Annotated in this window: 12 protein-coding genes; 8 read left to right on the top strand and 4 right to left on the bottom strand. The window is 63.2% G+C overall.

What is annotated here, in order from left to right; genetic code table 11:
• The first annotated feature begins 32 nt into the window (after window positions 1–32).
• The 4 genes from NKJ88_RS01600 (at window position 33) to amaB (ending at window position 4,551) form a co-directional block, all read left to right on the top strand.
• Entirely contained in the window at window positions 33–1,133 is a 1,101-nt protein-coding gene (locus NKJ88_RS01600) for a DNA topoisomerase IB (RefSeq protein WP_023686314.1), read from the top strand.
• Between the two features lie 82 nt (window positions 1,134–1,215).
• Complete coding sequence (locus tag NKJ88_RS01595; protein WP_023671781.1) at window positions 1,216–1,590, top strand: YciI family protein; 375 nt, start codon at window positions 1,216–1,218, stop codon at window positions 1,588–1,590.
• Entirely contained in the window at window positions 1,587–2,861 is a 1,275-nt protein-coding gene (locus NKJ88_RS01590; RefSeq protein WP_023707663.1) for an RNA polymerase sigma factor, read from the top strand. Before NKJ88_RS01595 ends, NKJ88_RS01590 begins: the two co-directional genes overlap by 4 nt.
• Window positions 2,862–3,036: 175 nt before the next feature.
• Window positions 3,037–4,551: an L-piperidine-6-carboxylate dehydrogenase gene (gene amaB / locus NKJ88_RS01585; RefSeq protein ID WP_352443454.1), complete on the top strand. Its 1,515-nt coding sequence runs from the start codon at window positions 3,037–3,039 to the stop codon at window positions 4,549–4,551.
• A 207-nt stretch (window positions 4,552–4,758) separates the two neighbouring features.
• Here the strand turns inward: amaB and NKJ88_RS01580 are convergent, their stop codons facing one another.
• Window positions 4,759–5,628 (bottom strand): hypothetical protein, encoded by an 870-nt coding sequence (locus tag NKJ88_RS01580; protein WP_023671785.1) that lies wholly within the window; start codon window positions 5,626–5,628, stop codon window positions 4,759–4,761.
• Window positions 5,629–6,259: 631 nt separating this feature from the next.
• Between NKJ88_RS01580 and asnB the strand changes: the two genes are divergently transcribed.
• Genes asnB through nadE form a run of 4 tightly spaced genes read left to right on the top strand, consistent with a single transcriptional unit; the run spans window position 6,260 to window position 11,055 of the window.
• Window positions 6,260–8,197 (top strand): asparagine synthase (glutamine-hydrolyzing), encoded by a 1,938-nt coding sequence (gene asnB, locus NKJ88_RS01575; protein ID WP_023725130.1) that lies wholly within the window; start codon window positions 6,260–6,262, stop codon window positions 8,195–8,197.
• A 22-nt stretch (window positions 8,198–8,219) separates the two neighbouring features.
• Window positions 8,220–8,483, top strand: a complete 264-nt coding sequence (locus NKJ88_RS01570; protein WP_023671787.1) for an acyl carrier protein — start codon at window positions 8,220–8,222, stop codon at window positions 8,481–8,483.
• A 23-nt stretch (window positions 8,484–8,506) separates the two neighbouring features.
• Entirely contained in the window at window positions 8,507–10,054 is a 1,548-nt protein-coding gene (locus NKJ88_RS01565; RefSeq protein ID WP_023683447.1) for a class I adenylate-forming enzyme family protein, read from the top strand.
• Entirely contained in the window at window positions 10,051–11,055 is a 1,005-nt protein-coding gene (gene nadE / locus NKJ88_RS01560; RefSeq protein WP_023751291.1) for an NAD(+) synthase, read from the top strand. Before NKJ88_RS01565 ends, nadE begins: the two co-directional genes overlap by 4 nt.
• A 134-nt stretch (window positions 11,056–11,189) precedes the next feature.
• Here the strand turns inward: nadE and NKJ88_RS01555 are convergent, their stop codons facing one another.
• From NKJ88_RS01555 to NKJ88_RS01545, 3 genes are all read right to left on the bottom strand, one after another.
• Window positions 11,190–12,305: a hypothetical protein gene (locus NKJ88_RS01555; protein WP_023671790.1), complete on the bottom strand. Its 1,116-nt coding sequence runs from the start codon at window positions 12,303–12,305 to the stop codon at window positions 11,190–11,192.
• Window positions 12,302–13,030, bottom strand: a complete 729-nt coding sequence (locus NKJ88_RS01550) for a N5-glutamine methyltransferase family protein (protein WP_502904718.1) — start codon at window positions 13,028–13,030, stop codon at window positions 12,302–12,304. The genes NKJ88_RS01555 and NKJ88_RS01550 overlap by 4 nt, the downstream gene beginning before the upstream one ends.
• Window positions 13,031–13,199: 169 nt before the next feature.
• A complete protein-coding gene (locus NKJ88_RS01545) occupies window positions 13,200–14,306 on the bottom strand; it encodes a glycosyltransferase (RefSeq protein WP_023671792.1) in 1,107 nt (368 codons plus the stop codon).

The raw sequence follows: 14,306 nt of genomic DNA, 5'->3' as shown, positions 1-14,306 counted from the left end.
CTTATCTACGAGAAAAATTTCGTGGAGCGGGCATGCTTGACAAATCTGGGACGCCATCCGGCCGGTCGGCTGCCGGACAGGGGGACGATGGAGCGCCGAAGAACGGCGCGCAGACCGCTGCCGAACAGGCCTCGCTCACCTATATCAGCGACAGCGAGCCGGGGATCCGGCGCCTGAAGGCGGGCGAAGGCTTTTCCTACAAGGGCGCGAAAGGACAGGCCGTCGGCGCGGCAGCCATTGCCCGCATCAAGGCGCTGGCCATTCCGCCGGCATGGACGGATGTGTGGATCTCGCCCGATCCCGCCGGCCACATCCAGGCGACCGGCCGCGACCAGCGCGGGCGCAAACAGTACCGCTACCATCCGCTGTGGGCCGCCGAGCGCGATGGCGCCAAATACTCCAGCCTTGTCGCCTTTGCCGAAAGCCTGCCGGAGCTGCGCCGCCGGATCGATGCCGATCTGCGCCGCCGTGGCCTGCCGGCCGAGCGCGTCGTGGCGGCAATTGTCTGGCTGCTCGACAACACGATGATCCGGGTCGGCAATGCCGCCTATGCCCGCGACAACAAGAGCTTTGGGCTGACGACGCTACGCGACCGTCACGTCGACATCAAGGGATCCAGCCTGCGCTTTGCCTTCAAGGGCAAGTCCGGCAAGGAATGGAAGTTGAAGCTGGTCGACCGCCGCATCGCCCGGGTCGTGCGCGGCGCGCAGGATATTCCGGGGCAGCAACTGTTCCAATATCTCGACGAGGACGGCGAGAGGCATGGAGTGCGCTCCGACGATGTCAACCGCTATATCCGCGACGCGATCGGCGCCAATTTCAGCTCCAAGCATTTCCGCACCTGGGGCGGCACCATCCATGCCGCGTCGCTGTTTGCGCGGACGGAGCTTCCCGAAAGCCAGGCGCAGACCAAGCGTGTGATGAACGCGGTCATCGACAAGGTGGCCGAGCGGCTCGGCAACACACGCGCCGTCTGCCGCAAATGCTACATCCATCCACAGGTTTTTGAAGCCTGGGTGGAAGGGCGGCTGCTTAGCGAAATGACCGAGGCCAACAAGCGCAAGCGAGCGATCGACGGTCTCGATGATGAAGAGGCTCTTGTGCTGAGATGGTTGAAGGCAAGCGAAGGCTGACAAAAATGGCGTAACTTTTTTGTCGACGCCATGTCGGCACAGGCCCTACTGTTTCGTCCTTTGAGACAGAAAAGGACGTCCCATGCTCTACGCTATCCTCTGCTATGCCTCCGAAGATGTCGTCTCCTCCTGGAGCAAGGCACAGGATGACGAGGTCATGGCAAAGCTCATGCATGTGCAGGAAAAATACGCTCAAGCCGGCCGGCTTGGGCCGGTGGCGCGGCTTTTGCCCACCACCGCCGCGACGACGCTGCGCAAGGTCAAGGGCGAATCGGTCGTCATCGACGGCCCGTTTGCCGAGACCAAGGAACAGTTCCTCGGCTTCTACACGCTGGAATGCGCCGATCTCGACGAAGCGGTCGACTTCGCGCGCGAGCTTTCCGAGGTCAATCCCAGCGGCGGATCCTATGAGATCCGACCGGTTTCCGTCTTCAACCCAACCAGAGTAGCCACATGACAGACCTCGCCTGGATAAGCTCGGCGATCAGCGCTGCCCGCCCGCAGGCTATGGGTGCGCTGCTGCGCTATTTCCGCAATCTCGATACGGCGGAGGAAGCTTTCCAGGACGCGTGCCTGAGGGCACTCAAGAACTGGCCGCAGAACGGGCCGCCGCGCGATCCTGCGGCCTGGCTGATCTTTGTCGGCCGCAACACCGGCATCGACGCGGTGCGCAAGCGCGCCAAGCAGGCGCCGATGCCGGAAGAGGACCAGATCTCGGACCTGGAAGATGCCGAGAGCGATATCGCCGAACGGCTGGACGGCGCGCACTACCGCGATGACATATTGCGGCTCTTGTTCATCTGCTGCCATCCGGATCTGCCGCCTACGCAGCAGATCGCGGTGGCGCTGCGCATCGTCTCCGGTCTCACCGTCAAGCAGATCGCGCGTGCGTTCCTGGTCGGCGAAAGCGCCATGGAACAGCGCATCACGCGCGCCAAGGCGCGCATTGCCGATGCCGGCGTGCCGTTCGAGACGCCCGGCGCGGTCGAGCGCTCGGAGCGGCTCGCCGCCGTTGCCGCCATGGTCTATCTGATCTTCAACGAAGGTTATTCCACCAACAGCGGCGAGGCGCCGGCGCGTGCGCCGCTTTGCGAGGAGGCGATCCGGCTGGCGCGCCTGTTGCTCCGGCTGTTCCAGACCGAGCCGGAGATCATGGGCCTGACGGCATTGCTTTTGCTGCAGCATGCGCGCGCGCCGGCCCGCTTCGACGAGAATGGCGAGATCGTGCTGCTCGACGACCAGGACCGCTCGCTGTGGAGCCGCAAGATGATCGACGAAGGCCTGGCGCTGGTCGACAAGGCCCTGCGCCACCAGAAGCCCGGACCCTACCAGGTGCAGGCGGCGATCGCCGCCCTTCATGCGCGGGCGGCAACCCCCGAGGAGACCGACTGGACAGAGATCGACCTGCTCTACAGCCTGCTGGAGGCGATGCAACCTTCGCCGGTGGTGACGCTGAACCGTGCGGTTGCGGTCGCCAAGGTGCGCGGGCCGGAAGCTGCCCTTGCCATGATCGAGCCGCTTGGCGAGAGGCTGTCCGGCTATTTCCACTTCTTCGGCCTCAAGGGCGGTCTGTTGATGCAACTCGGCCGTGGCGAAGAGGCGCGTGTCGCCTTCGATCGCGCCATTGCGTTGGCCAACACGGCAGCGGAAGCCGCCCATATCCGCATGCATATCGACCGGCTGATGCGAGACGGAGCCGTGAAGGCGCCGGCGAAGACAGCGCACTAAGCCTGTTCCTCCTGTGGCTCAATCGTGCAATCCCGGCTTGGACCATGCCGGGGTGGCGATTTTCCCCTGAAACGAGTAATGGCACGCCATGACAGCGCCCGCGGTATGCGGGCGACAATGGCGCCAAGGCTCGACCGCCGCCCTATGATGGCGAGCGGATCTGAAAGGGACAAAAATGACGATAGCGAAGGAAACGGCAGAACTTCTGGCGAAACTGGGTGTGGCCAAGGACGCGCTGACCGGCGGCGACCTCGTCGTGCGCAGTCCGGTGACGGGTGAACAGATCGCGGCGCTGAAGACGATTTCGCCGGCCGATGCGGCCAAGACCATCGATGCCGCGCACACGGCGTTCCAGGTTTGGCGGATGGTGCCGGGTCCCCGGCGCGGCGAACTGGTGCGGCTGCTCGGCGAGGAGTTGCGCGCGCACAAAACCGAGCTTGGCCGGCTGGTGTCGATCGAGGTCGGCAAGATCCCGTCGGAAGGCCTCGGCGAAGTCCAGGAAATGATCGACATCTGCGATTTCGCCGTCGGCCTTTCCCGCCAGCTCTACGGTCTGACCATCGCCACCGAGCGTCCGGGACATCGCATGATGGAGACCTGGCATCCGCTCGGCGTCGTCGGCGTCATTTCGGCCTTCAACTTCCCGGTCGCGGTGTGGTCGTGGAACGCGGCGCTGGCGCTGGTCTGCGGCGACGCCGTGGTGTGGAAGCCCTCGGAAAAGACGCCGCTGACGGCGCTCGCCTGCGAGGCGATTTTTGCCGGCGCGGTCAAGCGCTTCGGCGCGGATGCGCCGCAGGGCCTGGCACCGGTGCTGATTGGCGACCGCTCCGTCGGCGAGATCCTGGTCGACCACCCGAAGGTGGCGCTGGTTTCTGCCACCGGCTCGACCCGCATGGGCCGGGATGTCGGCCCGCGGCTGGCCAAGCGCTTTGCCCGCGCCGTGCTCGAGCTCGGCGGCAACAATGCCGGCATCGTCTGCCCGACCGCCGATCTCGACATGGCGCTGCGCGCCATCGCCTTTGGCGCCATGGGCACCGCGGGCCAGCGCTGCACGACGCTGCGGCGCCTGTTCGTGCATGACAGCGTCTATGACACGCTGCTGCCGCGGCTGAAGAAGGCCTATGAGAGCGTCTCGGTCGGCAACCCGCTGGAGACGTCTTCGCTCGTCGGGCCGCTGATCGACAAGGCGGCGTTCGACGCCATGCAGAAGGCGCTCAAGGAAGCCACCGCTCACGGCGGCAAGCTGACCGGCGGTTCGCGGGTCGAGAATGGCCATCCCGATGCCTATTACGTGCATCCGGCGCTGGTCGAAATGCCGAAGCAGGTGGCTCCCGTCACCGAAGAAACCTTCGCGCCGATCCTCTATGTGATGAAGTACTCCGATTTCGATGCCGTGCTCGACGAGCACAATGCGGTCGCCGCCGGACTGTCGTCGTCGATCTTCACCCGCGACCTGCAGGAATCCGAGCGCTTCCTCGGCGTCGATGGTTCGGATTGCGGCATCGCCAACGTCAACATCGGCACGTCGGGCGCCGAGATCGGCGGCGCCTTCGGCGGCGAGAAGGAAACCGGCGGCGGGCGCGAGAGCGGCTCCGATGCTTGGAAGGCCTATATGCGCCGCGCCACCAACACGGTGAACTATTCCAAGGCGCTGCCGCTGGCGCAGGGCGTGTCATTCGACATCGATTGAGATGCTGCGCCCGGCTTTTGACCAGTTGATCCACCCGAACCCGTCGGGCGGATCGCTGCCGCTCGCGCGGATCGTTCCGCTTTCAGGCTTCGCCCCCGCTGTCCAGATGTCCGTATCCCGACGGCGGAAAGGCCACCTCGGCCATGCGCCCGGACGGGTCCTCGCGGTCGGCACGATCGGCTGCGCAACAGCGTCTGCGCCGAACGTTCAGCCAGCGTGCGGCGACGCCGGTCGGCAGGCTTCGAACGCGGCATCGATGACGGCAAGTTTGGCGGCCTGCACGGTCATGTATTCCTGGTAGAAGCTGTTCGAGACCCACATTACGGAATGCCCGCGCCGGCCCAGCCAGCCGACGCTGCCGAGCTTTTCGGCGTCGCGCAATTTGCGCGCAAGATGGGTGCGCGAGAGTTTTAGCCAACTGGCGAATTCGCCGATCGAAACCACGCTGGTCGGGATCCGGTCGAGGGCGGCATTGTCGGGATCGATGCCGGACATCAGCCAATCCATGACGATGCCGCCATTGTTGAGCCAGATGAACAGCGAAAACGTCTGCTTGGGCTCACGCACAGGGTTGGAGGAGAGCAGGCCTTCCGCCACCAGCGGCTGCAGCCTGGAAATCATGCCGTGCTGCTCGAGAAAGGCGGCGAGGCGGCTGCCGCTGTCGAGACCGTCGAGCGTGCGCAGATGCGCAACCACCCAGCCGTCGAATTCCTTCAGCGTCGCTGCCGTCACCTGAAACGGGTGGGCTCGTCCGTCACCGGTGTGCGGCAGGTATTCGATGATGTGATAGTGCAGCATCTCCTTGATGAAGGCTTCGGCCGTGTTGCGGCTAGCGACGGAATAGTGAAGCACGGCATCGATGAAGCGGGCCAGTGTCAGTTCCGTGCGGGGATCGCGCGGGTCGCGGGCGAAATGCAGGGCTAGGCCGGTGTGAGCCAGCAACCAGCGCTGTTGCGTGGCGAACACGGCGGCCAGGCGTGGGCTCGTTTCATAGATATGCAGCAGCGCCTTCGACTGCGCCTCGACATGACGGTGCAGCGCCGGATGGCCGGCAATATATTCGAAATTCAGCGCCATCCTCCTCGTCCTCCGGCCAGCCCCCCCCCGGCAGCGAAGACGTGCAATCACATTTCCAGCCTTAGCCGCCCGTGTCCGGCCATGCCAACCCGGACAAAAGGCCTAGAGCGATCAACCGTTCCACAGACACGTTGAAACCCCCGTCATCTCTTGATTTCGAGGCAAATTGCTTGAGAAGCGCCGCGCGCTTCTGCAGAGAAAACCGTGTCACACTTTTTTGGAAACGCTCTGGTCCGTTCGCGCCTAGGGCGTGTCGGAAAACGCTAAGCCATTGCAACCGTTGAAAAACCTACCGCAATAATAGTCAGCCCGGCAGCCTGCGGTTGAATTTGCCTCAAGATCGCCAGCACGTTGCGCGCGGTCCGTTTGTATCCAGGGCGGTTCGCCACGTTGGAGCGCCTGGGCTATCGTTCCGGCTATTACGGCCGCACGCCCTGGAAGGGCTCGGCCTCAAAATTGTTTTCCACACACGCAACGCGAGGTGATGGAGAGCCATCGTGTCCTAGCCACGGGAGACCACATCGTGGCAAACTTCTTGTTAACCACATGCTCGGTGAAATTATCGGATTAACCTCAGATGCCACTATCGAGGTTATGTTCCGTACCTTAGCGTTCAATATGAGTTCAAGGGATGTGTGGATTCGGGGGTTATTTCGGGTCAATCCGGGATGCGGAAGCTTTGCTCACGCACATGGTAGCCGCAATTGCCCATCGTGGGCCGGATGAGCAAGGGAAATTCGTAGCACCCGATGCCGGGCTCGGGCATGCGCGGCTGTCGGTGATCGGCATCGGAGACGGCCAGCAACCGATGTCCGACGAGGCCGGCAATTTGACGATTGCGTTCAACGGCGAGATTTTCAACTACATAGAACTGCGCGAAGGGCTGATCGCCAAGGGCCGACACTTTCGGACGTCGAGCGACACAGAGGTCATCCTTCAGCTCTATGAGGAGATGGGCGAACACTGCTTGTCTCTCCTGAACGGTGATTTCGCCTTGGCGATATGGGACAATCGGCAGCGACGAATGGTGCTTGCACGAGACCGGATGGGTGTCCGGCCGCTCTTCTACACAAGTAAGGACGGGGTGCTTTACTTTGCCTCGGAGATCAAAGCTCTGTTGAAGGTCCCGGGCGTCTCCGCTGAAATTGATCCGATTGCGCTGGATCAGATCTTTACGCTGTGGGCGCCGATCGCTCCGCGCACGGCATTCCGCAATATCCACGAGTTGGAACCGGCAAGTGTGATGATCGCGACGCAGGGGCAGGTCACGGTCAGACGGTACTGGCACCTGGACTATCCGCATCGTGATGAGCCGTCGAAGATCACGAACGAGGACCACGCGGCAGAGGAATTGCAAGCCCTTCTGACCGATGCGGTGAGGCTTCGCATGCGGGCCGACGTGCCGGTCGGTTCCTATCTTTCCGGAGGGCTCGATTCGTCGCTCGTTTCGGCGCTTGCCGCCGGCATGACTCCTCGGAGACTGGAGACATTTTCCGTAACCTTCGACAGCGCCGAGCATGACGAAAGCGCCTTTCAGACCGAAATGGCCTCGGCGCTCGGCACGCGCCACCACGCCATAGAATGCGGCGCCCGCGATATCGCCAGCGTCTTTCCTGACGTCATCCGCTTTGCCGAGCGGCCGATCATCCGCACGGCGCCAGCGCCACTCTACAAATTGTCCGCCCTGGTTCGCCAGGCCGGCCTGAAGGTGGTGCTGACGGGTGAAGGCGCCGACGAGGTCTTCGCCGGTTACGACGTCTTCAAGGAGGCGCGTGTCCGCCGGTTCTGCGGGCGGCAGCCCACATCGCGCATAAGGCCGCAGCTGTTCCGCCGGCTTTACCCGTATCTGCCGGGCCTGCAACAGCAATCGGTGGAGTATCTGGCTGCCTTCTTCGGCACCAGCAACGCTGCCCTCGACGATCCGCTGTTCTCGCATCGGCCACGCTTCAAGACCACGGCGGCGGCGAAAATCTTCTTTTCCGGCGACCTGCGCGCGACGTTGAAGGGTTATGACGCAGCTGAAGAGCTGACCAGCCGCCTACCCGAGGCGTTTTCCCTATGGCATCCGCTGCATCAGGCGCAATATCTCGAAACCCGCTTCCTCCTGCCCGGCTACATCCTCTCCAGCCAAGGCGATCGGATGGCCATGGCGCACGGCATCGAAGGGCGGTTTCCTTTCCTGGATCATCGCGTGGTAGAGTTCGCGGCAAGACTTCCGCCGGAGATGAAACTGAAAGGCTTGATGGAGAAGCACATATTGCGCAAGGTGGCCAGGCACCACCTTCCGGCGGCGATCGGTAAACGCACCAAGCAACCTTACCGCGCCCCGGAGGCCCGCTCCTTCGTCGGGGCGGAGGAACTAGACTATGTTCGTGACTGCCTGGGCGAGGCGAGCATTACCGCCGGCGGCCTGTTCAACGCCAAGGCGGTGGCCAAGCTCCACGAGAAATGCCGCATTGAGACCGCGACCGGATTTCGCGACAACGCCGCCTTCGTCGGCATTCTGTCGACGCAGCTGTGGCAGAAGAATTTCGCCGGCCAAGCGGCCGGCGCGGCAAGAGCGGCCTGAGACGGCGAGGAAAAGGAAAGACATGATGACGGCAATCAAGGACAGGGTCAGAAGCTTTATCGTCGACAACTTCCTGTTCGGCGACACCTCCTACAAACTGTCGGATTCAGCCTCGCTGATCGAGAACGACATTATCGACTCGACTGCGGTACTTGAGCTGGTGGCCTTCATCGAGGACAATTTCGGCATCGCGATGGTGGATGCCGACATCGTTCCGGCCAACCTGGACTCGCTTGACCGCATCTCGTCCTTCATCGAGGCGAGAGCACAAACGCTGGCAGCGTAAGCGCCAACGGCGAGGAACGTCCCGTGCGGATCGAGCATTTTCTGGTGGCGAAGGCTGCTGCCCACCCGGCCAAGACGGCATTGGTCACCAAGGGCAAAAGGCTGAGCTACGAAGAACTCGACGACCTTTCGAGCCGGCTGGCCACCGCTCTCTTCATGAATGGGATCAGGCGCGACGACCGCGTTCTGATCTTCATGGACAATTGCTGGGAGGCCGCCGTATCGATCTTTGCCGCACTCAAGGCAGGTGCGACCTTCAGTCCGATCAACCCCTCCACAAAGGCCGACAAGCTCGGTTACGTCATCGCCGATTGCGACGCCAGGGCGGTCCTGACGCAGGCGAAGCTGATGCCCGTGGTCACCGAAGCCTGCGCATCGCAAGGCAAGCCCGGCATCTTCGTGGCTTCCACCCCTGGGGCCGACGGGCAATGCCCGGCAGGGGCCGCGTCCCTGACTGACTGCCTGACGTTCGATGGCGCGGAGGTAAACCATCGCGGCATCGACGTCGACCTTGCGATGCTGATCTACACGTCAGGTTCGACCGGCCGGCCCAAGGGTGTGATGATGACGCATCGCAATTGCGACGCCGCCGCGGGGTCGATCGCCACCTATCTGCGCAACGCGCCGGACGACATCATCCTGAACGTCCTCCCGCTTGCCTTCGACTATGGCCTCTACCAGTTGCTGATGGCAGTCAGGCTCGGGGCCACGCTGGTGCTCGAGAAGTCCTTCGCCTTCCCGCACGAGATCTTCGAACGCATCCGCAAAGAGGGCGTCACCGGCCTTCCGCTGGTGCCTACCATGGCGGCGATGATCCTGCAGATGCGTGATCTGGCGCCGGGTTTCCTGCCCAGCCTCCGCTATATTTCCAACACCGCGGCCGCCTTGCCGCCAGCCCACATAGAACGCCTGCGCTCGCTGCTGCCCGGCGTCCGGATCTATTCGATGTATGGGCTGACCGAATGCAAGCGCTGCACCTATTTGCCACCCGAGGAACTTGACCGCCGGCCAGGGTCGGTCGGCATAGCCATCCCCAACACGGAAGCCTTTGTCGTCGACGACCTTGGACAACGCGTGCCGGCGGGCGTGGCAGGTGAGCTAGTCATCCGCGGTCCGCACGTGATGCAGGGCTATTGGCGCAACAAGGCCGCGACGGAACGAGCGCTCCGGCCGGGGCCTAACCCTTGGGAAAAGGTGCTCTATACGGGCGACCTGTTCCAGACCGACGAGGACGGCTTTCTCTATTTTGTCGGGCGTAAGGACGACATCATCAAGACGCGTGGCGAGAAGGTCGCCCCCAAGGAAGTGGAGGCCGTGCTCCACGCCCATCCAGGTATCGCGGAAGCGGTGGTCGTCGGCGTGCCGGATCCGGTGCTGGGGCATGCGATTGGCGCGCTCGTCGTGCGGTCCGATCCGGCGCTTGGCGGAAAGGACATCATTCGTCACTGCGCGCGCCACCTGGAGGATTTCATGGTCCCCAAAATCATAGAGTTCCGGAGCGAATTACCGAAGACGGAGTCGGGCAAGGTCAGCCGCCGGCTCGCGGCTGAGATGATGGAGGCCGAGCAATGAACATCGGCTCAACCCAGGATGCGCCGGCCTTCACGCAAGCCCTGGCCATCGATCCCGCCGCCGAAACGGACAGGATCGTGGCGGCCCTGCGCGAGCAGTTGCGCGGCATTCGCAAGCGCGGACTCGTGCTCGGTCTTTCGGGCGGTGTAGATTCCAGCGTTTCGGCTGCATTGGCCGCGCGGGCCGTCGGCCACCAGAATGTGCTGTGCGTCCTCATGCCGGAAAGCGATTCCGACCCCGAAAGCCTGCGGCTCGGCCATCTGGTCGCCGACACTTTCGGCGTCGAGGCCGTTGTGGAGGATATCGGGCCGACCCTGCGGGCAATGGGCTGCTATGAACGCCGCGACGCCTTCATCCGCGAATTGGTCCCGGACTATGGCAAGGGCTGGGCCTCGAAGATCGTGATCGCGAACGTGCTCGAAGGCGAGGGCTACAACATCTCGTCGCTGGTGGTGCAGGACCCGCAAGGCAAGCAGACGAAATTGCGGATGCCGGTGGCTGTCTATCTCGGCATCGTTGCCGCCACCAACATGAAGCAGCGCACCCGCAAGCAGCTCGAATATTATCATGCCGACCGGCTGAACTTCGCCGTGCTCGGCACACCGAACCGGCTGGAATACGACCAGGGGTTCTTCGTCAAGAACGGCGACGGCGCCGCCGACGTCAAGCCGATCGCGCATCTCTACAAGACGCAGGTCTATGCGCTAGCCGCCTATCTCGGCATTCCGGAAGAGGTCCGCAACCGGCCGCCGACCACCGACACCTACTCGCTGGCGCAGACGCAGGAAGAATTCTACTTCTCCCTGCCTTACGATCGGATGGATCTGTGTCTCTACGGCCTCAACAACGGCGTGTCCGCCGAGGTGGTAGGGCAAGCGGCGGGATTGACCGCCTCACAGATCGAACGCGTCTGGGCCGACATCGCCGCCAAGCGAAAGGCAACGCGCTATCTGCACCTGCGCCCGCAGCTCGTTGACGGCGTGGACGAAGTCGGCTCCTGACCTATGCATATCGAGCAAAAGTGATCCGGTCTTGCGATACGACATGCATGAAAGAAATACTAAGCTCTTGTCTTTACGCAATTCCGGACGGAAAGCCGCGCACCCTTTCCTGGAATTGCTGTAGGCGGAACGCTTCAGGTGAAGCGGCCGCCGATCAACTGGCTCCACTGCTCGCCCGCAAGCCCGTTCAGAAAGACCTGCGCGTTCTTCATGGCATCGAGAAGCTCGGGATCGCGTGAATGCACGACGGTCGAGGCGACCGGTATGAAGGCTATGCGTCTTACAAGCATGGCGTCCAGAAGCGCGGGCTGGACGCGGCCGCGCAAGCCGGAGACACCGCGCCGGGCGGCATGCTCGACCAGGCAATCGATCACCGGCCCGGCCTGGCCGGGAAGAGCGAGGACCTGCAGCACGCGGCCGATCCCGTCCGGTCGCGCGTAATAGGCGAAAGCGCCGACATTGGCGCCGTTCGGCGATGCCACCGACACGTAGACAAGCTCTCCGAAATCCGGCTTTTGCGCCGCATCGCCCAGAATATGGTTGAGCTGACCTTCCGCCCACTGCGGACGTAGCGGAAATTGGGCGCAAAGCGGCTCCAGCAGCCCCGCAAAGCTGCCGCTGTCGATCTCGGAGGCCCGAAATGCCCCCCGGCTCGATGCGTTGGCGACGACGCCGGTCCAGCGTCGTTGACTGCCCTTCATTTTGCGAAGGTAGAGCCGGTCGACGATCCGGGCGAGCGGGTTGAACATCCAGGCAAGCTTCATGTGATTGGCAAAAAGGCTGAGCATGAAGGTCGCCGGCCGCATCACGCGAACCCAGTCAAGGCTGTATTGCGGCAGCACAACGCCGCGAAGCCGCGTCCACAGTTTCACGGACGTATCATTGGCGGTTTCGCTGAAGGAGATGTCCTGCGGACCATCGAGGAAGGCCTTCAACAGGCGGGCACCGGCCATCGGATCGGTCTCGTGATCCTCGACCATCAGCGAGCTGCAGATGGCAGCGTAGAGCTGCCGGCCGTTGAATTTCATTGGCAGCGCATGAACGCCGACGAACCCGGAAACCTGGCCGGCGTCATTGACATGGACAAGCGAACGGAGCCCGCTGCCCCAGTCGGGTGCGTCCAGATAAAACCGCCTCATGTAATCGACGAGGGAGGCCGGCGCTGGCCCCCGCTTCTTGCGCAGCATGCGTTGAAACATGCCCGCGACGGCCGCAAGGTCGGCCTGATCGAGGGCGCGGACGACGCTCACGCCGGGCTCCCGGTTCCGGGAACCCGGCCACCATGTTTGCGCGCCAAGGCGACACGGGGCTGGCCGTCGGCCGTCACGGCAAAGGTTGGGGTTTCGTAGGATTTCGTTCTCGATAAAAGGGTTGCTATCTGCCGATCTTGACCTTCGCCGAACTCAAATAGCAGCCATCCGCCTGGCTTGAGGAAAGCTGCGGCATCCCGGACCAGCCTTTGGAGGATCGAAATACCGTAAGGGCCGCCGTCGAAAGCTTCCCGAGGTTCGTTCTCCAACAGATGCGCGCTTTCGCTATCGAGACGGGATGAGGAAATATAGGGCGGGTTGCACACAACCATGTCGGCAGCGCCGCGGAGGCCGTCACCCTCGATCGCGGCAAATAGGTCGCCTTGCCGGACCTTGATCCTGTCCTGCAGGGCGAGGCGCACAACATTGCGGCGGGCAAGCGAAACCGTGCTGTCGGTCAGGTCCGCCGCCCATGCCCGAGCCCGAGGACATTCGCTGACGATGCCCACGGCAAGATTGCCGCTGCCGCAGCACATGTCGATCAGGATCGTTTCGTGCGCCTGTTCGCCAAGAATGGCCGCGGCCGTCCGGCCAAGCAGTTCCGTTTCGGCTCGCGGCACCAGGACGTCAGGCGCGAGTTCCAGCTCAACCCGCATGAAGCGGTGCAATCGCGGCCAATTGCGATCGTTTGCACGGCCGGCAGGAAGGCTGTGATGCTGCGGCAAGGAAAATCCCTATCCTGAGGATAAAACGCGGGTTCCCTGTTGTTACCAACTCCGGGTAAATTGATGTTAAAGATCATGATTGGATTGGGAGTAACCGGCCTATGTTGGCGGCGTCCTGTCCCATCAATGGCGGATTCCTGTGCCGCCGCAAGCCGATCCATGCGCTAATTCAGAGCAACGCCTCGTACCGGTCTCCGATCTTTTCAATTTCGAAATCCGCCGCCCTGCTTTTCAGGATCGCGGCGGTTGTCGGCTGGTCGAGCATTCCGGCCATCGCCACTGCCAGGGCCGCGGCATCGCCGACCGGCACCAGGGCGCCGAAGCGGCCGTCATCAAGTATTTCGCGCGGGCCGTGCGGCGCGTCCGTGGAGACCACCGGAATCCCCGCTGCCATGGCCTCGACCAGAACATTGCCGAAGCCCTCGCTGGTCGATGATAGGACGAACAAGTCAGCTACGGCGTAGCAGGCCGCCGGATCATTGACATAGCCCGCAAACAGAACGTCTGCGCCGATACCGGATTCTTCGGCATAGGCGCGCAGCTCGTCGGCCAGCGGACCCTCGCCGAAGATGACAAGCCGGGCCCGGCGGCCGGCGCGCAGCACAGCGAAGGCCCGCAGCAACGTCCAATGATCCTTAACGGGCACCAGGCGTCCGGCGGTGATGATGATGGGGCCGTCGCCCATCGCCGCGAGCTCTGCCTGCCAGGCGTAGGAGCGTTGCTGGGATGCCGCAGCCGGCGGCAGCGGGTTGTTGATGACCACGACCTTGGATTTCGGGAAGCCTCGGGCCACAAGATCGCCGCCGACACCCTCAGAAACCGCGATGGCCCTGGTGGCGCGGGCCGCAACCAGGGCCGAAAGCCAGACCGCCATTTTCGCGCCAAGGCTGCCGGAAGGCAGTGAGGCGGCGGCGTGGAAACTCGGGAAGAACCGCGCCCTGCTTCGCGCGAGGGAAAGCGCCAGCGCCACGACCAGATTGGCGAATTCCGGGGCGCTGTAGATCGCGTCGGGAGAAAGGCGGCCAAGCAGGCCCGCGCTTCGCACGATGCCTTTCAATGTCGCCCACTTGCCATAACCCTCGCCGCGAATGGGGAGGCCGAAATCGACCAGATGCACGGCAGGCGAAAGCAGGGCGGCATTGGGCCCCTGCGCGTTCCAGGTAAAAAGCGTGACGTTGTGGCCGCGCGATGCCAGCTCGTTCGCTATCAGGACGAACACACGCTCGGCGCCGCCGCCCCTGAGGCTGGCAATGTGAAAGACAATCCGCTTCGCCAT

The organism is Mesorhizobium sp. M0016, from assembly GCF_040324035.1.
Lineage (GTDB): Bacteria > Pseudomonadota > Alphaproteobacteria > Rhizobiales > Rhizobiaceae > Mesorhizobium.
The sequence above is the reverse complement of the archived record's forward strand: the minus strand, read 5'-3'. Positions and strand labels throughout refer to the sequence as shown.

Excerpts from the sequence above, each read along its gene's own strand:
- NKJ88_RS01570 (WP_023671787.1), top strand. The coding sequence starts at position 8,220 with ATGATGACGGCAATCAAGGACAGGGTCAGAAGCTTTATCGTCGACAAC.
- amaB (WP_352443454.1), top strand. The coding sequence starts at position 3,037 with ATGACGATAGCGAAGGAAACGGCAGAACTTCTGGCGAAACTGGGTGTG.
- nadE (WP_023751291.1), top strand. The coding sequence starts at position 10,051 with ATGAACATCGGCTCAACCCAGGATGCGCCGGCCTTCACGCAAGCCCTG.
- NKJ88_RS01590 (WP_023707663.1), top strand. The coding sequence starts at position 1,587 with ATGACAGACCTCGCCTGGATAAGCTCGGCGATCAGCGCTGCCCGCCCG.
- NKJ88_RS01580 (WP_023671785.1), bottom strand. The coding sequence starts at position 5,628 with ATGGCGCTGAATTTCGAATATATTGCCGGCCATCCGGCGCTGCACCGT.
- NKJ88_RS01595 (WP_023671781.1), top strand. The coding sequence starts at position 1,216 with ATGCTCTACGCTATCCTCTGCTATGCCTCCGAAGATGTCGTCTCCTCC.
- NKJ88_RS01545 (WP_023671792.1), bottom strand. The coding sequence starts at position 14,306 with ATGGCGAAGCGGATTGTCTTTCACATTGCCAGCCTCAGGGGCGGCGGC.
- asnB (WP_023725130.1), top strand. The coding sequence starts at position 6,260 with ATGTGTGGATTCGGGGGTTATTTCGGGTCAATCCGGGATGCGGAAGCT.
- NKJ88_RS01600 (WP_023686314.1), top strand. The coding sequence starts at position 33 with ATGCTTGACAAATCTGGGACGCCATCCGGCCGGTCGGCTGCCGGACAG.